Below are 19,030 nucleotides of genomic sequence, written 5' to 3'. Positions count from 1 at the left end.
ATCAGGAAATGTATTTGATCCGGAGTTATGGAAGTCTTTGGGAAGTTTCGATGTCATTTTTAGCCGTAATATGATGATCTATTTTGATTCGTTTAAAAATAGAGAGCTGTTAAAGCGGTTTAAAGAACATTTGAGAGGTTATTTGATCCTGGGACATGCCGATGATCATACACAGGCAAAAGAGTTATTTTCTCCCCTGCGTATAGAGCGGGGAGTGATTTATCATAGTTAAGTTCTGAAAACGGCGATTTGAGCCGTTAGCTGCTCGGTCATTTGGTGCAGATGCTCTGCCGCGGCAGCAATCTCTTCGACACTTCGGGCATTCGAGGTTGATAATTCATTGATATTACCGATTTTTTTGATGATCGATTCGGTTGTGGTTGCATTGTTTTGTGTATCGTTGGAGAGTTTTTCAATCGCATTGACAGTGTCAGCCAAAGCATCAACCGCAGTTTCGGTATGATCGTTCACTTCGGCCGATGCTTCCACCAGACTCTCGATACGTTTAGTATTGTGATTCATTTGGTCGGTTATATCATTAATCGATTGTACAATAACATTAACGGTAGCATTAGTTTCTACAAGACTTTTTTGGGTACGTTCAGCGAGTTTTCGCACTTCATCGGCAACAACGGCGAATCCGCGTCCGTGTTCACCTGCGCGTGCCGCTTCAATCGCTGCATTCAGGGCGAGGAGATTGGTTTGATCGGCAATATCGGCGATAACGGTAAGAACCTGTTTGACTTGGGAGGCTTCTTGCGAAAGTGAATTAAGACGGTCATTAATTTCTCCCTCCATTTGTACGGTCAGTGAAAGTTGCTCGATAGTGTTGTGGAGAGCCGATTGCGCTTCTTGAAGGTTCTCTCTGGCGCCGACGGCTTTTTCACGCACAATTTTGGATTCTGCAGCAGAGGCTTTCATTGTCTCTTTCATCTGGTCGGATTCATTTGTGGTTTGAGCCACAATTTTTGCTTCCGATTCAGCGGCTTTACCGATACTCAGAGTTGTGGCAGAGAGTTCAGCAGAGACAGAGAGGTTTTCGCTGGAAGCCGAGCGGATACCTTGAAAAGCTTGTCGTAGCATTTTCACGAGATCATTAAGATTGCGACCCATTTGTGAGAGTTCATCGTTTCCTTCTATTTTTGCATCTTTGGTAAAGTCTCGGTTTTTAGCGACTGCTTCTATCGTCTCTTCCAAACGTGAGATGGAACCCATAATATTTTGGATAAGTAAATAAAACATTCCCATCATAAAAAGTGCAATGACAGTGATAATAATTTCGATAGTGCTTGCATTGGAATCAAGTGTTGCCAGATTTTTTTCTTCCATCGATTTTACCAAGGCTCGTTCTGACTTGACCATCTCTTCATACATATCTGTGGATTTTTTGGATATTTGCTCAAGTTCATGTCCCTCAGCACTTTGTTCAAACTCATCTGTATAAATGGCTTTTTGATATTTTTCAATCATAGCCATACGCGGTTCATTCATTTTGTTCCACTCTTTATAAGAAGCAGCAAGAGCTGATAAACGATCTTTGTTCTCTTGTGAACGTGTCATCGCGGAAAGCTTTTCTATTGATTCAAGCAGTTTTTGATTGCGTTCATTGTAATTATCCAGAAATTTTGGTTTCAAATATAATTGATAACCTCTAAGCTCTCCGGCAGCTGCATTGGTATGCGCTCGGATATCACCTAGTAATACCATTCGAGTAGCGGTTTTGATACCGTCTTTATTATTACTGAAAGCAAGATATCCCAATATTAAAAAAGTTATGAAGCTTAATGCCATTAAAGCAATCAGCTTACCTTTGATTGTTGAAAGATTAAACATGTATACCCTCTATATTAATTAATAGGTAAAGTATAACATACACTCTGAAATATCTTCTCAAAAGTTCGAATGAATCGACAGTTGTTCTGTCATTGTTGCCGTATCCAAAGGTTTTGAAAACAAATAGCCCTGTCCCAATAAACAGCCGTTATCGAGCAGAAAGTTTTTCTGTTCAATTGTCTCAACACCTTCTGCAATAACGTCCAATTTGAGATTATGAGCCAATCCGATTATGGTTTTGGTAATTGCCATATCTTCTTCATCCCTCGGGATATCATGTATGAAACTTTGATCTATTTTGAGTTTGTCTATCGGGAAACGTTTTAGATACGAAAGGGAAGAATAACCGGTACCGAAATCATCGACGGATATTTCCAGTCCAAGCGCTTTTAATTCGCCTAATATTTCGATGACCTCTTGAGGATCACGCATAATTTGTGATTCGGTAACCTCGATTGCAATACATTGCGGTGCACAGCTGTAAAATTTCATAATTGATTCCACTTCTTTGGCAATGTGACGATTGGCGAGAGTTTTTGCGGAAAAGTTTATTGCAATTTTTGGAACCTGAATCCCCATTTTTACCCAATCTACATGTTGTTTTACAACGCTTTCAAAAATGAAAAAATCGATATCTTGGATGAGTCCTGTCTCTTCACACAAAGGGATAAAATCAGACGGTGAGATGATTCCCAGAGTTGGATGTTTCCATCGTACTAACGCTTCCATCCCGACCCATGTTCCATTTAAAAGATTAACCTGAGGTTGGTAGTAGGGGACAAATTGATGCTCCTTGAGGGCTATATGCAAGGCATTTTCCATAATAATCCGTTGATATGCTTTTTCACCCATTTCACTGGCATAAAACTGATAGGTGTTTCTCCCTTCATTTTTGGCACGATACATTGCGGTATCAGCATTTTTTAGCAACGCTTCCGGATCTTTCCCATCATCCGGATAGATTGAAATACCGATACTTAAGGTTGTAAATAGGCGGTGCTGATCGATAACAAAAGGTTCTTTAAAGGAATGAATCAGTTTTTCAGAGATATCTATCAGAGTTTTAGGATCATGAATCTCATCTAAAAAAATATTAAATTCATCCCCCCCCATACGGGCGATCGTATCACTCTCACGTAAAATCGACTGAAGCCGTTTTGCAACGCGTATGAGAAGTTTGTCTCCGACGTGGTGTCCCAAAGAATCGTTGATTTGTTTAAAATGATCCAGATCGAGAAATAAAACTGCAATTTTTTCTTTATAGCGTTTATTTTTCTTGATTGCCATTTGAAGTCGATCTTGAAAGAGTATCCGATTAGGAAGTTGCGTCAGTGCATCATGTGTAGCCTGATAACGAAGTTGCTCTTGTGTTACAGAGAGTTCAGAAATATCGGTATCGAAAATAACGATAGAAGGCTTACCCTGATACATGAGTTTGTAAACGCTCGCTTGAACCGGATATAGTGAGCCGTTTTTACATTTATGATGTGAAATATTACTGAGGGTTGGGGAAATATGAGTGAGATATTGTTTAAATATTTCAATCTGTTTATCCGTCAATTCAGGATTAATGTCTTTGAGTGTGAGATTGCTGAGCTCATCTAAGGTATATCCTAGAGCTTTAAGGGCACCGTTATTGGCATATAGGTAGCGTAGAGTTTCAGAATCCACTACATATACTTCAGTCGAAGCATGTTGAACTATGGCAGCAAGTTCTTCGTTATGGATTTCCAGTTCGACTTGTTTTGTAATATCGGTGCGAAATCCGGCGACAATAAGCGGTACTCCATCCGTATCAAAAAGAATTTTGGCGCGATCATAGATCCAAATCCACTCTCCATTTTTATGTTGGACACGGTAACGGACATGGGCACTTTCGATTTTATTAGCGATGGAGTTTAAAAGTACTCCCAACGCCAAATCTCTATCCTCAGGATGCAAAAGTGCTTTCCATGATTCAATTGAGCTTTGGTATTCGTACTCATCATATCCGATGATCTCTAACCATCGCTTGGATACATAAGTTGTATTGGTTTGAATATTATATTCCCATATTCCGTCTTCCGAAGAGTTAATTGCGAATTTTAGTCTCTCGCACTTACTAACTTCTTCGTAATCGAGTATATTAGAATTTAGTGGCAATGATTTATCATTCATTTAATCCTCTGCACAATACAAGATCGGATCCAAAAATATGATACCACATTTTTCTACAGATATTGATTGCAGTTGACGGTATAATTGATTAAAATAGGATCAGAATTAATGAATAGCGAATTAATGTTTTAGTGATGCTCGGGCGGAGGTTTGAGTTGACTCTTTTTATATTCTTTGGATATTTTTCGAAGTTCCGAATCCATAGTCTTCGGAGGAACTTTAGGAGGGTATACAGGAAGAACAAAAGCCAATAGGATAAAAATGAGACTAAAGATGATACCGCTCAGAAGTGCAAGTACAATTTTTAGTTTTTCATCATCCATTTGCCCCTCCATTCTGTGTTGGAAGTATTATACTATAATTAATTAGGAGAGTTTACCGGAAGAGACCAGATGATTGACGATGTCCATGTTTTTCATAACACGTGCGTAATAAGGATGGTTGACAGATCCGCCGTTGTATCCGCTGATGGCATTGAATTTGTCAGCACGTTGTTCATGCAGCAAAATGACATAGTAGGTTGCAACTTGCGCAGAGAGCTTGATATCGCCCAATAATCGTCCGGCTAATTGAATATCGGTGAGTTTATTTAGCCAGCGGAGTTTTTTAACATTACGTGCTACGTGGCGTGCCGTAGCAACTTGAATTTGCATTGGCCCTAGTGAAGCTTTGGTAATAGATTTTTTATGACGGAAATCCCCAATGGTATTTTTTCCTGCACTACTCTCTGTTAAACAAATTGCACTTACTGTATTTTCGTACGTTTTGCCGTTTTTATCAGGGATTGATTTTGCAACATCGCGTACAGTTTGTAAAACATGAAGTTGTTTAGGGGTCATTGTGTCACCAAAAAGCGACAAGGCCAGAAGTAGAATAAGGGAAAGAAATCTCAAAAGTTGCACCTCGTAAATGGAATGTGAAATTTTAGGGTACTACGGAGCGGATAACAATGGTGTGACCTTTCTAAATGAATATGTTAAGAAAATCTAATAGAAAAGGTGGATAGAGCACCTTACAGCGGGAAAGCTGTGATTAAGTTTGGGCTAGTTAATGAATATAAATTGTTTTAAAATATTATAAATGCATCCTGTTGTTTAAGTTTCAATGTATAAAATTTTCTAAAAGAGATAAAAAAAAGGGTAAAAAAATAGCTCATTGAGTAGAATTGAAACATTTTTTATGGAAATTATCGGGAAGAGAAAAAAAAGGAAGAAGCGTTAACAAATTAGAGTTGCAGGTTACGAATCATTACTAGTGAGATAGATCCAGTATTCTTTATGACTTTTTCCTTGATCCAGAAAGTAGAGTTGTAAAATAGCAACCCGATAAAGGGTAATAATCATTTTGGCAAAAGGTATTGCCAGGGAGATTGAAAGCCACCAAGGTTGCTGACGATCTCCTTTTGAGAGCATCATCTCTTCGACGCCGATATTTTTGCTTAAATACAGACCGAACGCAATAGAGAAGACAAAGTTTAAAATAAGTCCGAAGATCGCGTACGCAAAAATATCAGGTGAGCCGAAATCGATCATAGTCATTTACTCTTTGTAGTTTTTAATAGCATCTTCGAGGATTTTTGTTGCAGATGCTTTGTCTTCAAACCCTTTTACTTTTACCCATTTGCCAGGCTCGAGCATTTTATAGGTTTCAAAGAAGTTTTTGATTTTTGCCAAAGTATGTTTCGGTATATCGCCAAGATCTTGAATCTCTTCGAATGTAGGGTCAATTTTTGAAGTCGGAACGGCAAGAAGCTTTTCATCGATACCGCTTTCGTCTTCCATAATCAAAACACCGACCAATCGGCAGTTCGTAACACACCCTTCTACCATCGGATACTCAGTAAGGATCAAAATGTCCGCCGGGTCACCGTCTTGTGAAAGTGTTTTGTTTACAAAACCATAGTTTGCAGGATAGTACATAGCCGAATGCATAACGCGGTCAAGCACTAAAGCACCGCTCTCTTTTTCAACTTCATACTTGATGTTTGATCCGCATGCAATCTCAATAATTGCTTTGACTTTATCCGGATTTTCTCCGTAACCGATTTTGCTAAGATCCATGATATTTCTCCGTCTTAAAAAATGATGCGGATTGTAACGAAAGAAACTAAAAGGTTCATTGAAATGAGATTCAGTAAATCTTTTTTAATGAACTTTGTAATAGAATCACGAATCGTGTTACGAATACGCGTGCAAACTATATATGGGGATAGCAAGTGGGATTACTCAACAAAGTAATGAAGTATTTTTCAGTATTTCAATCCAACAATACCCCGGAATCTCGAAACTTTGCAAGTGAAGGTGCCGTAATGGCTTCTGAAACATCATCACTTGATCGTATAGAGGGTGCTAAAATAGCTGCGATAGCAGCAGCGTTGCATCATCACGATCAAGAAAACAATGATGTGCGGGCAAAAGTAGCTGCAATCGCAGCTGCAATACACCATCATGAAATCGAGAGTTCTCAAAATGGCGGTTTACTGGGTGTGGCCGCAGTAATTGCGGCGATTCACCACCACAACAATCTTATGAAGCAGGGATGACGTAAATGGCAAAAAAATACATCGATATAATGGACACTACCTTCCGTGACGGCTTTCAGTCCGTTTTCGGAGGACGTGTACTTATGGAGGATTTCTTCCCTGCCCTTGAGGCAGCTAAAGAGGCGGGAATCCGACATTTCGAATTTGGGGGCGGTGCCCGTTTTCAAAGCCTTTTTTTCTATCTGAATGAAAATGCATTTGATATGATGGACCGTTTTCGCGCCATCGTAGGACCGGATGCAAACCTCCAAACATTGGCGCGCGGGGTTAATACGGTAATGCTTGATACCGGAAGCCGTGAGATGGTTGATTTACACGCCAAGATGTTTAAAAAGCACGGAACGACAACGATCCGTAATTTTGATGCACTTAATGATGTTGAAAATCTTAAATATTCAGGTGAACGAATCGTTCATCACGGGCTCAAACACGAAGTTGTAGTGACCATGATGGATCTTCCTCCGGGATGTGTAGGTGCACATGATGTACATTTCTATGAAAAAACACTTCGTGAAATTTTAGATTCCGGTATACCATACCATTCTATCTGTTTTAAAGATGCGAGCGGAACATCGAGTCCACAAAAAGTCTATGAAACCATTCAAATGGCTCGTCGTTTGGTTCCGGAAGGGACTCATTTGCGTCTTCATACCCATGAGACTGCAGGGGTAAGCGTAGCTTGTTATTTAGCTGCATTGGATGCGGGAATTGACGGTATCGATATGGCGGCAGCTCCTGTGAGCGGCGGTACATCACAACCGGATATTTTAACTATGCTGCACGCAGTAAAAGGTAAGAATTTCGATCTCGGCGGTCTTGAACTCGAAAAAATTCTTAAATACGAAGAAGTATTAGGGGATTGTTTGAAAGATTATTTCATGCCTCCTGAAGCGACACAGGTCTCACCTCTCATTCCTTTCTCACCTATGCCGGGTGGTGCATTGACAGCAAATACTCAGATGATGCGTGATAACAATATGTTGGACCGTTATCCTGAAGTCATTCATGCAATGCGTGAAGTTGTGGAAAAAGGGGGGTACGGTACATCTGTAACTCCGGTTTCTCAATTTTATTTTCAGCAAGCGCTTAACAATGCTCTTTTAGGGCCATGGAAAAAAATCGCTCCGGGTTATGGAAAAATGGTTTTGGGTTACTTCGGTAAAACTCCTACTGCACCTGACGCAGAAGTGGTTCGTATCGCAGAAGAACAACTCAAAATGGAACCTACTACCGATAATGCAATCGATATTGCTGATCGGGATGAAACAAAATCGGTCACATATTGGACTAAGCGTTTGAATGATGAAGGTATTGAAGCAACGGATGAAAACATTTTCATCGCCGCTTCATGCGATGTCAAAGGGATTGCTTTCCTCAAAGGGGAAGCAACCGTCAATGTTCGAAAAAATAGCCCGAAAGCGGCACAAGAAACAGTTCAATCAACACTACAGGAGACTCAACTTATGGCAAACGGAACTTACACAGTTATCGTAGACGGACAACAATATAATGTACAAATCGTAGGTGGAAACGCAAGCGTTCAAGTAGCACCGACAGTAGTCGCGGCACCTGCAGCAGTAGCTGCACCGGTAGCACCTGCGGCACCTTCAGCTCCAGCTGTCAATGCAAACGCGATTTGTGCTGAACTTCCGGGTTCTGTATTTAAATTGGTTGCATCTGTAGGCGACAGTGTAAATGTCGGTGATAAAATTATGATTCTTGAAGCAATGAAAATGGAGATCGACGTAGTTGCTCCACGTGCAGGTAAAATAGTATCCATCAATGTCAATGTTAATGACAAAATCGAAGCAGGCCAAGTATTGGCTGTCGTCGAGTAAATCGTTCTTCTTTTCTCCCTTTTATGAGGGGAGAAGTCTCAGTGCTGCAATATCATTCATTTTTTCCACTATAAGCGGCAATATATTTTCACTCTTCGTTTTATCAATAAAACCGTCTGCCCCAAGACTGGCTGCTTCACGTTTATTATTTTCCCCTGTCATAGAGCTGTTAACGATAATGGGAATAGATTTTGTTTCAGGATTGGATTTAAGACGTTGAATAACTGTAAAGCCTGACATTTCAGGCATTTCAATATCGGTGATGATCGCAGGAATCGAAGAGGGATTCGGATGTCGTGCAATAAATTCAATCATATCTTTGCCGTTGTTAAAAATTTGATAGCCGATATGGGCATGCTCAAAAATATGGATCAAATGTCGTTGAGCTGTTTTTGAATCTTCAGCAATGAGAACAACACCGTTTTTCAGTTTTTCCGGAATCGTGATATTCGACAATGCTTTTGCCGCTATATCTACATTGACCATTGCTTGAGGGATGACTTCTGCCAAAAGTTTTTCATAATCGAGGACAAGACATAAACTCCCGTCATCAAGGCGTGTATCGTTAATAACGACACCGTCATCACCCAGACGGTAAGAATCCGGTGAATGCATTTCATTCCAATTCTTTTTAATTACGCGGTACGCATACATGATACGTATCCCGATAATGATTCCGTTAAAGTCACAGATAAGAAGATTTGATGCTTTTTTCTTTGTATCGTCAAGCTCTACCCCCAGCCATCTGGGAAGATTGAGGATTGGTATTTGCATTTCCCGTAAGACAATCGTCCCCTCTAAGAGAGAATGGGCACCGGGGATTTGAGTGAGATGGTGACGTTTTGCTTCAACCACTTCACGGGTTTTAAAAACATTGATAGCGTAATAGGGAGATGTTTCTGCTGCATCGATTTTAAAGACTAACAGTTGGACTTCATTATTTTTTGCTAGATTGGTTGCGGCATCGACATGTTCCAAAAGAGACATAGTAACCTCGATTATTTTATATTTGTTTATCATATCCTAATTCGGGTATTTTTTTTACTAAAATCTAAAGGGTGAGGAGGGTAAAATACCCTTAAATCGTTTAGAAAAAAGGGAATCGGTGTGTACCTGTTTCTTTTGATGTGTATTATGAAAGTTGAGTAGTAAAAATGAATCAAACCACTGCGTGTCCGCTCGATTGTTATGATGCATGCCATATGTATGTCGATGAGAACGGAAAACTGAAGGGAGATAAAACACACCCTGTAACGAGTGGATATTTATGTCCCCATCTTAAGCATTTTACGCAGCAGGAACGTATAGCGGTACCGAGATTGAACGGTGAAACGGTATCGATGGAGAAAGCGCTTGAAACCTTGGTTGAGAAGATTAGAGCATCTAAACCCGATCAGTTGCTCTATTATCGAGGAAGCGGCAATATAGGTTTAATGCAACGTGTGTGCGAACATTTTTTTGCTTCCATCAAAGCGGTCGGAACATCCGGATCGTTATGTGACGGAGCGGGTGAAGCGGGCGTTTTTCTCGGACGCGGGAAAAATGAGATTCTTTCCCCTCAAATGATCCAAGAGAGTGAGGTCGTTGTGTTTTGGGGTCGGAACCCCCATACGACGCATTCGCATTTATTGCCTTTTTTAGAGGGTAAAAAAATCATTGTTATCGATCCTCTTAAAACGGCGATTGCACAAAAAGCTGATCTGCATATTCAGATCAAGCCGCATTGTGATTTGCATTTGGCGTTGTTGTTAAGCCGGTTTGCAGTTATCGAAGGGTTGCAGGATAGTGAATTTTTAGAAAATCATGCAAGTGAATACAATGATTTTTATGAGCTGACTCAAACGGTACGGATCAAAGCGACATTGGACACCATAGATGTCACTCTTGGTCAAATCGGTGCGATATTGGAACTGATACAAGGGAAAAAGACGGCTATTCTGATCGGCGTAGGGGTACAGAAATATCAAAACGGTGCCGATGTACTTCGCGCTATCGACGGCTTCGGAGCGATAATGGGACTTTTCGGAAAACCCGGATGCGGTGTAAGTTATGTGGGAGATTCACTCAGCGGAATAGAGTTGCCGTTTAAAAGTATAACCCATCGGGTTAGTAAGCCGACCGTTGATTTTTCGAAGTATAATTGTGTTTTCATTCAAGGAGCCAATCCCCTTTCTCAAATGCCCAATACGAGAGGGGTGCAAAATTCGTTTTCGCTCGCAGGCTTTAGTGTTTATTTCGGATTGTATGAGAATGAAACGTCTCAAGCAGCTGATTTGGTTATTCCGGCAAAAACGTTTTTGGAAAAAGATGACGTTCGCAGCTCATACGGTGATTATACCCTTCAAGAAATGCGTAAAGTTGTAGAAGGGACAATCGGATTGAGTGAATATGAGCTGACACGTGTGTTGTGTGATGCCTTCGGGGTTGATTTGGAGAGTGAACCGTTTTATCTGGAAACTCTTCAATCTCAGATCGATTATCAAGAGGGTGTCGGATATCGTCCGCACAAACCTCTTATCCCCTATCAAGATGGATTTGAAAAGGGTGAATTTGAGTTTTTAGATGAGATAGATCTGAGTTTCGATAGCTCTGAGGGGTTTTATCTCATCACCTCGAAATATCCAAAGGGGCTGAATTCGCAGTTTCACAGGGCAGAAGGGGTATATTTCCATCCTGACGCAGGGTTTGATGAGGGGATGAGGGTTGAGCTCTCTTCACACACAGGTACCGTAGAGATGATCGTAAAACACGATCTGAGGCTGCGGCGTGATTGTCTTCTTATCTATTCGGGAACTGTTGATGGGAATGTATTAACTCCGGCATTGCTCAGTTATGAGGGTGAAAGTGCCGTGTATCAAGAAATTAAAATAAAGGTAACTAAAAAATGATGAACAATTTTGAAAATTATGTATTGCCGACATACGGACGACAAAATGTCAGTTTTGTGTCAGGGAAAAATGCCACTCTAATCGATAGCAATGGTAAAGAGTATATCGATTTTGCTGCGGGTATTGCAGTGTGCAGTGTTGGACATGCAAACGAACGTCTAACCAAAGCGATATGCGATCAAGTAAGCAAAGTGATCCATGTTTCCAATCTCTACTACATTGAACCGCAAGCGGCGTGTGCGCGCCGTATTGTAGAACTCAGTGGTTACGACATGAAATGTTTTTTCGGCAACAGCGGTGCCGAAGCAAATGAGGGGGCTATCAAAATTGCCCGAAAGTACGGAGAGGTGGAAGGACAACCGAAGCGTTATAAAATCATTACTCTGGATCATTCGTTTCACGGACGCACGATTACAGCATTGAAAGCTACTGGACAGGAGTCGATGCATAATTACTTTGGTCCGTTTCCTGACGGATTCGTGTACGCCAAAAATATCGACGAGATTGAGTCTTTAATCGATGATCATACGGTCGCCGTGATGATTGAACTGGTGCAAGGAGAAGGCGGAGTTCAGCCGCAAGATCGTGCAAAAGTGCAGGCATTGGCGGCAATGCTGAAATCACGCGATATTTTGCTCATGGTGGATGAAGTTCAGACCGGGATTTATCGTACAGGCGAGTTTTTAGCATCAAATCTTTATGGAATCGAACCGGACGTTATCACATTGGCCAAAGGTCTCGGCGGAGGAGTTCCGATCGGTGTCGTAATGACATCTAAAAAAGATATTTTTGCACCGGGCGATCACGGTTCTACTTTCGGGGGGAATTATCTCTCCACTGCGGCGGCAAATGAAGTGCTCGATATTCTTAACGAGATCAAAGAGAGCGGTGAGCTGGATGAGCATATTCTCTATTTTGAAACAGCATTAGCTGCATTTGCAAAGGTTCATCCGGCAGTGTTTTTGGAACATGTCGGACTTGGAATGATGCGTGGATTACGTGTCGTAGATGCGGATACATTGGCAAAAACAATCAATGCAGCCCGTGAAGCCGGCGTGATTGTCCTCAAAGCGGGACGTAATACACTCCGTTTTCTACCGCCGCTTACGATAACCAAAGCCGATATTGATGAAGGATTCAAACGCCTTGAAAATGCGATGAAGGTGTTATAAACGTGCACTTTAGCGACTATATGCACGATTGGCTCTATGGAGTCGATGGGTATTATGCCACTTATCGTCCGATTGGTAAAAAAGGGGATTTTTATACGGCAGTAAGTACCTCGAAATTTTTTGGAGGGACGATTGCCAAACATATTATTGCCCGTATTGACGAGGGATTTTTACGTTCTGACTCGCTAATTTGTGAGATTGGTGCCCATCATGGATATCTTCTTGCCGATATTATTGAGTTTATCCATACGTTGCGCCCCCAATTACTGCAAACGCTTCGTTTCGGCATAGTTGAACGTTTTGAGCAGTTGCGTGAAGCGCAGCAAGCCTATTTTGATGAATCGTTCGGCAATGCCGTGAAATTGGAACATTATTCAGATTTATCCGAATTGGATGAAAAATGTATCTTCTTTCTGGCAAATGAAATTTTTGATGCCTTCGGTTGTGAGTTGGTGTATAAAGGTAAAATCGGCCGTGTTGAAAATCATAAAGTGCTCTTTGATGTTGAATCCCCTGAAATCATTGCTTTAGCAGAGAAATACAAGCAAGACCGTGGGGAAATTTCCGTAGGATATGAATCTTTCGCAGAAGCAATGTTGAGGACGGCAAAGCGTTTTGAATTTATGAGTTTTGATTACGGCGAACTGGATGCACGGAGCGATTTTTCGATTCGTGTCTATCAAAACCATCAGGTTTATCCTCTGTTTTATGAGGATCTAAATCTTGCAGAGGCTTACGGCACATGCGATATTACCTATGATGTCAATTTTACTCATGTTAAAGAGGCATTTGATTCACAGAGTATAGAATGTGTCCAATATGCGACACAGCTTGTAGCCCTCGTAGAGATGGGTATTCTGGATCTTTTAGCGATGCTTAAAGAGCACGCAAGTGAAGAGATATACACACAGGAACTTGAAAAAGTGAAAATTTTGATAACCCCGTCTTTGATGGGAGAACGATTTAAAATGATACGGTTTCTGAAAGGATAACAAATGCGCGGAGTATTGGTATTATGTATCTGTTTTGCGGTCGCCTTTGGTGGGGTTTTACATGATGCCGTCTATGATGGAAATATCGAAAAAATCCAAAATTATCTTAAAGTAAACCCTAATGTCGATGAACAAAACAAAGCAGGTCTTACCGCACTGCATGTGGCGATAAAATTGGGAGACTTGAAAATCGCACAATTGCTTCTTGATCAAGGCGCAGATATTAACGCCCAGGACTTTAACGGCAATACTCCGCTTATTTTGGCCGTAAAGAAAAAAAATATTGAGCTTGTCACCTTTGTGATACTGCACGGAGCAGATGTTAATTTAGCCAATAATGATGGGATTACACCGTTGCATCAGGCGGCCTTTAGCGGCAATGAAGAGGTGGCTGATTTTCTACTCAAATCCAAAGCGGACACTCATTTAAAAAATAATGACGGTGCGACTCCGTATGATTTTGCAATTGCAAAGAAAAATTTGCTCGTGGCGCAAATGATAAAACTTTATATGTAGAGGAACATGGTATGAAGATCAAAGTAAACGGTGAAGTAAGAGAGATTCCTGAAGGCTCGACAATGCTGGATTTGATCCGATCACTGGGATTGGAGGAGAGGGTTATGGCATCAGCCCTTAATATGGAAATAGTAAAACAAGATGCATGGAACAGCACCCCCTTAAAAGAGGGAGACACGATAGAGTTGCTTGATTTTGTTGGGGGTGGTTAATTGAATGAGTGACGAATTACTTCTTGCAAAATTGTTCTGGCATGATCAAGTTTTTGGTTACTGATATTTTCCGCTTCATTCAATTGAGTTTTTAGATCACTAATCATCTTTGCATTTAGAGCAATGGTATTGACTCTTTGCTCTGCTAAATCACCCAACAAATTTGTTGCACGGATCGATGTTTCGGCACGTACTTTTTGAGCCCTTTTATTCAGCGCATCATTTAAATTGAGCTGAGATTCAAGAAAGTCGATTGCGGAACGGTTGGAATATGAACTTACTAAAGAGATTATCGCTTTTTGAATATCTAAAATGATTTTATTGCCGTTGTTTTGAAAGATAATAATCGTTTTTACTTTAGTGTCTTCATCGATAAAAAGTTCTTCAAATCTCGTCGGTGCTTCGGCAAGTTGGCTTTCTAAAGGAAAGAGTCTGGCTTCGAATGATCTAAGTTTTGTTTCAATCAATCGTTTGGCAGTTTCATCAGTCGAACGGTTGAGCTCATCTTTCGCTTTTTCGACTATGGCGTAGCCCGCAGCGACTAGAATAGCATATTTGAGTGTAAATTCATGATGTTTTTTGATCATCTCTTTGTTGATGGACAGATCATGGATTAACGATTCTGTCTCTGTTTTAAACTTTTTATCAATATTTGTCATGAATTTTTGAATTTTTTCACGTTCATTTTTGAAAGCATTCTCAATAAGGGAATCACCGTTCTTTTTTCGATTCTCTATCATTTTTTTTGATAATTTTTTGGAGAAAAGACCAATAAATTTGATCCACCACGGTGCATCAAAGTATTCTGCTGCTTCTTTTTCTATCTCTTGAAGCCTTTCATTGGTCGTTTCATTGTTATTTTGTAATTCATTAATAATCGCTCTTACCTGTGCGATCCCTTTAGGTTGTAATGTTTGAAGAACCGAGTTGTAATAATTCTTTAGATTCACTTCAACATCTGAACCGAATTTAACTATGGAATCATCGATAGTAGGTGATAAAAACGTTGTTGGAAACGATTCGGTAAGCTTTTGAATCTCTTCTTTCATTTCAGGGGTGAAGCTTATATTGTTTTGTTCCATTTTGTCCATAATGATGGCAGGTAGATGAAGTGTAATTTGTGTGTTGTGGGCAACGCTAACTTCGTTTTTTTCGAGAGTTTCGTTAAATAGACTCATTGGGTTTATCCTTTATTTTTTTTCGCTTAACCAATTCATAAGTTCATCTTGAAAGATTAGCTCATCAAAAGTGTCATTTTTAAGTGATTGTCGAAGGTCTTTAATTGTAACAAATCCGCAATTGTTATATTTCTTTGCGAGTTTGTCTAAAAATTTAAAATCTTGGTTACCGTCATTATCGATGCCGATCAACATAAAATAGATATTTTGTTTATTGTCCTGACACGATTTGATTAACTTGTCGGTTTCTGATTTATCAGCATTTTCTCCATCAGTAACCAAGTAACATATCACGGGATGCCCATCAGATGAGTTTTGGTTAAATAACATAGTTTTTGTGGAATTGAAACCCAAAAATCCTCCTGTTTTTTTAATCTCCAAAAAACCGTATTTTTTTAAGGCATCTTCTATCGGATATGCGTAGTATGTATTTCCCCAGTCATTGTCTCGATCAAGACGTTGATCTTTTATATAGTTTTCCCAGTTTTGGAGGGTTACAGATTTTCTCTCTTGCGAGCGATGATGGAAGGTAAATAAATCCAAAGATTTATCCGGATCAAAAACTAGAGCAAACGGAAAAATATTTTGTAAAACCTCTTGTACGAGACCGCTTTGATATTCGTCTTCGAAACTTCCGCTTTTATCGAGAAGCAAACATACTTGTGCTGATACACTTCTACCTATTTTTTTCTCAATTTTAAACTTAATTCCTTCCGCTTTTTTCTCTACGGAAAATTTAATTTCAGCCATTTAAAAACCCTTTCAATTTTTGAATTATGATATTTTTTCGATCAAGATGATGTTCCGTACTCTCGTGTGCTAAGCTAATTAAGTACGAGTAGTTTTGTAAGATCACATTTTCAATGATTAAAGAAAAATCGATCAAATATGTCTTTAACGTATGAATCTCACTGCCGGTATCAATTTGTAAAAGTCTCTCCTCTATATTTGATATTTTATGAATCAAAATAGCTTTAATCTGCTGTGGATTGTCAAAAACATCGTAATGACCGTATTCGAGTAAATACAAAGCAATTTTTTTATATCGGGTAAGATTATGTTTAATGGAATCAAACGTTGCTAAATAGTTATTGAGTTCCGTTCTTGAATCCGTAATCCGGTTTTCATAATCTTTTAAAGATTTGATAATAGATTTAATTTCTTCGCTCAATTCTTGTGTATTTCGTTTTGATTTGAAAAAGAAGAATTTTCTTTCTTCTTCATTTTCTTCTACAATTTCTAAAAGTCTTGACAGCAGTTGTCTGGATTTTGAAAATTCGTCACGATAGAGAATATTGACCAAAGAGGAGAGTTCTTTTTGGAATAGTTCGATAACTTCTTTATCAAAAGATAGAAATTTTTCAATATCATCGGGACCAAATTTTAAATCATTCAGTATCTTTTTTTCAGATGGATTAAATTCTATGCTATCCGAAATTTCAGGAATAAACGATTCCAGTTGAAAGATTTTTTTTGTTTTCGGAATAGTACGCTCTATTTTTTCAGAAAAGATACTCGATGGCTCAAGTGCTTGCTTATGTTCATTGTTAAATAAACTTTTTCTCTCTGAACTGGTGTTATCAGATAAATTAGCCGAATTAAAAATACTCTCACCCTTGGGTGAGCGATCTTTGATATCTGAAAAAATACTTTTATGGGTTGTAGTTGCCATGTAAATATTTTCAGTTACATCGGTACACCATAGGCTTTTAGTGCCGAATCTAAGCTTGCCTCAGCGTGCGAATCGCCGATAGGTTGGAACTCCCATACGCCCATTTTTTTAATAAGCTCACCTAATAAGATGATTTTTGAGCTACTGAAGTTTTTGCTAAGATCGTATTGTTGAATAGTTGTATTTGTATCAGCATCTTCTATTGAGAAAATAGTGTTTTCAACAGAACCAAACGAACCGTTTCCATGGATACTCGCGACGATAGCGAGTTTTTCAATCGAATCGGCAACTTTGGAAGGGGTAAAGATAACCCATTCATCTTCACTTTGCGTTGAACCGTTTTTAATATCAGCTGAATGGACTAATGCACCATCAATGGTTTCATACGTTTTATATGCATTGACTTTGATCATACTGGATACATCAGAACCGGCTTTGACCTGCTCAAGCCAAAAATAAAAAAAGACGTATCCAAAATGTTTTTCATCGATTTTACCATTGGATCTAAGTCCAAATACAGACAAATCAACATCTTGTGTACCCTCCCAATTTAGAGTCATTTTAAAAGAAGAAATACCTTTTACGGTAGAAAACTGAAATGCTTTTGTGCTACTGCTAAGTTTTTCTGTTGAAAATTGCATTGAATATCCTTTTTTAATATGCGTAAGATTTTCCGTCGACATCTTTTTTATTAGCTTGTATAGAGCTTATCAGAGCAAGTACAATCATAAATGCACCCAACAAACCTGTAAACCATTCTGGTATTTCATAGATTAATCCTATCAGCATAATAAGTGCCAAGGCGAAAATCGCCCAAAATGCACCATGTTCTAAATATCGATAGGTAGACATTGTCCCTTTATCTACTAACATAATAGTGATTGATCTGACAGCAAATGCACCGATACCTAATCCCAACATAATAATAAAGATATTATTTGAAAGTGCAAATGCTCCGATAACACCGTCAAATGAAAATGAGGCATCGAGAACTTCTAAATAAATAAATCCACCTATCCCTTGCTTGATAAGGTGCTCACCAACATCGGCACTTTCTTCACCAGAGCTCATAAGTGATGCGAAGCCTTTGACAGCAATATAGGTGATGAGACCGAAAATACCTGATATGATAACTTTGATTTGTTTTTCCATATCTAATTGATTGGATATGAAATAAAGAGTGATAAGAACGAGTGCCATTTCAATCGCTTCAATCTGTCCTAATCTTGTCATAGGCTTTTCAAACCATGATAACCAATGTTCATCTTTGTGTTGGTTTAGAAAGAAGCTTAGAGCGACCATCATTAGAAATGCTCCACCGAATGCCAAGACTTCATGATGGACTGCTTCCAATGATGCGGCATATTTATCTGGTTCATTGGCCGCCATACTTAATACGGCAAGAGGAGAAAGGTCGGTCGTCACTGAAACGATCATGATCGGGAAAATAAGACGCATACCAAATACAGCGATAAGCATCCCCCACAATATAAATCGTGCTCTCCACTTTTGATCCCATGAACTGAGAATTTTTGCGTTTACGACAGCATTATCGACACTTAGACTCACCTCAAGAATGGCTAAAATAGACATGCTGTACATACCTATTAAACCACCTATCCAATATCCTATCGGCAATGCGAACAAAGCGAAAATAATTGAACTCCTAAAATAGCTCATGGTACTTTTAGAACTCATATAAAACTTCCTTTTATTTTGTTATTAGTGATTATATAAAAACAATATTAGTTTAAACTTTATTTAGAATTTGTATTTATATTCAAAATAGGTAAATAATATTAAAAAAATTGATAAAACGAAATAGAAAAAAATCTGACATATTTTTTAAATCTTACCTGAATAAATAATTCATCTATATTTATTTATTATAATGTTTTATCATTATAAGTTACTATGTTCCGTGAATACTTTCTTTTTTAGGAGGATTAAAATGAAACATGAACTTATGACATTGCCATATGCGCAATCTGCATTGGAACCTTATATTTCTGCCGAAACACTTTCTTACC

Annotated in this window: 20 protein-coding genes; 8 read left to right on the top strand and 12 right to left on the bottom strand. The window is 39.1% G+C overall.

Annotated elements, in window-relative coordinates:
* On the top strand, positions 1-232 hold a 232-nt coding region (locus tag PHP90_RS10685), incomplete at its 5' end, for a CheR family methyltransferase (RefSeq protein WP_299929462.1).
* Here PHP90_RS10685 and PHP90_RS10680 read toward each other — a convergent pair.
* The 6 genes from PHP90_RS10680 to ppa form a co-directional block, all read right to left on the bottom strand.
* A complete protein-coding gene (locus PHP90_RS10680) occupies positions 229-1,833 on the bottom strand; it encodes a methyl-accepting chemotaxis protein (protein WP_299929459.1) in 1,605 nt (534 codons plus the stop codon). The two genes, PHP90_RS10685 and PHP90_RS10680, sit on opposite strands and share 4 nt — an antisense overlap.
* 57 nt (positions 1,834-1,890) lie before the next feature.
* A complete protein-coding gene (locus PHP90_RS10675; RefSeq protein WP_299929456.1) occupies positions 1,891-3,990 on the bottom strand; it encodes a GGDEF and EAL domain-containing protein in 2,100 nt (699 codons plus the stop codon).
* A gap of 128 nt (positions 3,991-4,118) precedes the next feature.
* Complete coding sequence (locus tag PHP90_RS10670) at positions 4,119-4,313, bottom strand: hypothetical protein (protein WP_299929454.1); 195 nt, start codon at positions 4,311-4,313, stop codon at positions 4,119-4,121.
* A gap of 42 nt (positions 4,314-4,355) precedes the next feature.
* Positions 4,356-4,883 carry a transglycosylase SLT domain-containing protein gene (locus PHP90_RS10665; RefSeq protein ID WP_299929451.1) on the bottom strand — a complete coding sequence of 176 codons (528 nt, stop codon included), beginning with the start codon at positions 4,881-4,883 and terminating at the stop codon, positions 4,356-4,358.
* 345 nt (positions 4,884-5,228) lie between these two features.
* Positions 5,229-5,528 carry a hypothetical protein gene (locus tag PHP90_RS10660; RefSeq protein WP_299929449.1) on the bottom strand — a complete coding sequence of 100 codons (300 nt, stop codon included), beginning with the start codon at positions 5,526-5,528 and terminating at the stop codon, positions 5,229-5,231.
* A complete protein-coding gene (gene ppa / locus PHP90_RS10655; RefSeq protein WP_015653254.1) occupies positions 5,529-6,050 on the bottom strand; it encodes an inorganic diphosphatase in 522 nt (173 codons plus the stop codon).
* 155 nt (positions 6,051-6,205) lie between these two features.
* Here ppa and PHP90_RS10650 point away from each other — a divergent pair, with 155 nt between their 5' ends.
* Positions 6,206-6,532: a hypothetical protein gene (locus PHP90_RS10650; protein ID WP_299929445.1), complete on the top strand. Its 327-nt coding sequence runs from the start codon at positions 6,206-6,208 to the stop codon at positions 6,530-6,532.
* A gap of 5 nt (positions 6,533-6,537) precedes the next feature.
* On the top strand, positions 6,538-8,370 hold the full coding sequence (locus tag PHP90_RS10645) for a biotin/lipoyl-containing protein (RefSeq protein WP_299929442.1): 1,833 nt from the start codon (positions 6,538-6,540) through the stop codon (positions 8,368-8,370).
* Positions 8,371-8,391: 21 nt separating this feature from the next.
* Here PHP90_RS10645 and PHP90_RS10640 read toward each other — a convergent pair whose 3' ends face one another.
* Positions 8,392-9,390 (bottom strand): chemotaxis protein, encoded by a 999-nt coding sequence (locus PHP90_RS10640; protein ID WP_299929439.1) that lies wholly within the window; start codon positions 9,388-9,390, stop codon positions 8,392-8,394.
* A 134-nt stretch (positions 9,391-9,524) separates the two neighbouring features.
* Between PHP90_RS10640 and PHP90_RS10635 the strand changes: the two genes are divergently transcribed.
* From PHP90_RS10635 to thiS, 5 genes are read left to right on the top strand one after another with little or no spacing between them, the layout of a single operon-like run.
* A complete protein-coding gene (locus PHP90_RS10635) occupies positions 9,525-11,258 on the top strand; it encodes a molybdopterin-dependent oxidoreductase (RefSeq protein WP_299929436.1) in 1,734 nt (577 codons plus the stop codon).
* Positions 11,258-12,430 carry an aspartate aminotransferase family protein gene (locus tag PHP90_RS10630; RefSeq protein ID WP_299929465.1) on the top strand — a complete coding sequence of 391 codons (1,173 nt, stop codon included), beginning with the start codon at positions 11,258-11,260 and terminating at the stop codon, positions 12,428-12,430. The genes PHP90_RS10635 and PHP90_RS10630 overlap by 1 nt, the downstream gene beginning before the upstream one ends.
* 2 nt (positions 12,431-12,432) lie before the next feature.
* Positions 12,433-13,422: an SAM-dependent methyltransferase gene (locus PHP90_RS10625; protein ID WP_299929432.1), complete on the top strand. Its 990-nt coding sequence runs from the start codon at positions 12,433-12,435 to the stop codon at positions 13,420-13,422.
* 3 nt (positions 13,423-13,425) lie between these two features.
* A complete protein-coding gene (locus tag PHP90_RS10620) occupies positions 13,426-13,938 on the top strand; it encodes an ankyrin repeat domain-containing protein (RefSeq protein ID WP_299929429.1) in 513 nt (170 codons plus the stop codon).
* Between the two features lie 11 nt (positions 13,939-13,949).
* Positions 13,950-14,150 carry a sulfur carrier protein ThiS gene (thiS, locus tag PHP90_RS10615; protein WP_299929426.1) on the top strand — a complete coding sequence of 67 codons (201 nt, stop codon included), beginning with the start codon at positions 13,950-13,952 and terminating at the stop codon, positions 14,148-14,150.
* Here thiS and PHP90_RS10610 read toward each other — a convergent pair.
* Genes PHP90_RS10610 through PHP90_RS10590 form a run of 5 tightly spaced genes read right to left on the bottom strand, consistent with a single transcriptional unit; the run spans position 14,147 to position 18,698 of the window.
* A complete protein-coding gene (locus tag PHP90_RS10610; protein WP_299929423.1) occupies positions 14,147-15,328 on the bottom strand; it encodes a hypothetical protein in 1,182 nt (393 codons plus the stop codon). The two genes, thiS and PHP90_RS10610, sit on opposite strands and share 4 nt — an antisense overlap.
* A gap of 12 nt (positions 15,329-15,340) precedes the next feature.
* The gene (locus PHP90_RS10605; protein WP_299929420.1) at positions 15,341-16,078 is read right to left on the bottom strand and encodes a VWA domain-containing protein; all 738 of its coding nucleotides are present in this window, start codon (positions 16,076-16,078) and stop codon (positions 15,341-15,343) included.
* Positions 16,071-17,000 carry a hypothetical protein gene (locus PHP90_RS10600; protein WP_299929417.1) on the bottom strand — a complete coding sequence of 310 codons (930 nt, stop codon included), beginning with the start codon at positions 16,998-17,000 and terminating at the stop codon, positions 16,071-16,073. The genes PHP90_RS10605 and PHP90_RS10600 overlap by 8 nt, the downstream gene beginning before the upstream one ends.
* 14 nt (positions 17,001-17,014) lie before the next feature.
* Positions 17,015-17,641: a TerD family protein gene (locus PHP90_RS10595; RefSeq protein ID WP_299929414.1), complete on the bottom strand. Its 627-nt coding sequence runs from the start codon at positions 17,639-17,641 to the stop codon at positions 17,015-17,017.
* A gap of 13 nt (positions 17,642-17,654) precedes the next feature.
* Positions 17,655-18,698 carry a DUF475 domain-containing protein gene (locus PHP90_RS10590; RefSeq protein ID WP_299929411.1) on the bottom strand — a complete coding sequence of 348 codons (1,044 nt, stop codon included), beginning with the start codon at positions 18,696-18,698 and terminating at the stop codon, positions 17,655-17,657.
* Between the last annotated feature and the right edge of the window lie 332 nt (positions 18,699-19,030).

It is taken from the genome of Sulfuricurvum sp., assembly GCF_028712165.1.
Classification (GTDB): Bacteria; Campylobacterota; Campylobacteria; order Campylobacterales; family Sulfurimonadaceae; genus Sulfuricurvum.
Note: the sequence above shows the minus strand (reverse complement) of the source record. Positions and strands in the feature narration are given on the sequence as shown.

Excerpts from the sequence above, each read along its gene's own strand:
- PHP90_RS10680 (WP_299929459.1), bottom strand. The coding sequence starts at position 1,833 with ATGTTTAATCTTTCAACAATCAAAGGTAAGCTGATTGCTTTAATGGCA.
- PHP90_RS10675 (WP_299929456.1), bottom strand. The coding sequence starts at position 3,990 with ATGAATGATAAATCATTGCCACTAAATTCTAATATACTCGATTACGAA.
- PHP90_RS10670 (WP_299929454.1), bottom strand. The coding sequence starts at position 4,313 with ATGGATGATGAAAAACTAAAAATTGTACTTGCACTTCTGAGCGGTATC.
- PHP90_RS10660 (WP_299929449.1), bottom strand. The coding sequence starts at position 5,528 with ATGACTATGATCGATTTCGGCTCACCTGATATTTTTGCGTACGCGATC.
- ppa (WP_015653254.1), bottom strand. The coding sequence starts at position 6,050 with ATGGATCTTAGCAAAATCGGTTACGGAGAAAATCCGGATAAAGTCAAA.
- PHP90_RS10645 (WP_299929442.1), top strand. The coding sequence starts at position 6,538 with ATGGCAAAAAAATACATCGATATAATGGACACTACCTTCCGTGACGGC.
- PHP90_RS10640 (WP_299929439.1), bottom strand. The coding sequence starts at position 9,390 with ATGATAAACAAATATAAAATAATCGAGGTTACTATGTCTCTTTTGGAA.
- PHP90_RS10635 (WP_299929436.1), top strand. The coding sequence starts at position 9,525 with ATGAATCAAACCACTGCGTGTCCGCTCGATTGTTATGATGCATGCCAT.
- PHP90_RS10630 (WP_299929465.1), top strand. The coding sequence starts at position 11,258 with ATGAACAATTTTGAAAATTATGTATTGCCGACATACGGACGACAAAAT.
- PHP90_RS10620 (WP_299929429.1), top strand. The coding sequence starts at position 13,426 with ATGCGCGGAGTATTGGTATTATGTATCTGTTTTGCGGTCGCCTTTGGT.
- thiS (WP_299929426.1), top strand. The coding sequence starts at position 13,950 with ATGAAGATCAAAGTAAACGGTGAAGTAAGAGAGATTCCTGAAGGCTCG.
- PHP90_RS10610 (WP_299929423.1), bottom strand. The coding sequence starts at position 15,328 with ATGAGTCTATTTAACGAAACTCTCGAAAAAAACGAAGTTAGCGTTGCC.
- PHP90_RS10605 (WP_299929420.1), bottom strand. The coding sequence starts at position 16,078 with ATGGCTGAAATTAAATTTTCCGTAGAGAAAAAAGCGGAAGGAATTAAG.
- PHP90_RS10600 (WP_299929417.1), bottom strand. The coding sequence starts at position 17,000 with ATGGCAACTACAACCCATAAAAGTATTTTTTCAGATATCAAAGATCGC.
- PHP90_RS10595 (WP_299929414.1), bottom strand. The coding sequence starts at position 17,641 with ATGCAATTTTCAACAGAAAAACTTAGCAGTAGCACAAAAGCATTTCAG.
- PHP90_RS10590 (WP_299929411.1), bottom strand. The coding sequence starts at position 18,698 with ATGAGTTCTAAAAGTACCATGAGCTATTTTAGGAGTTCAATTATTTTC.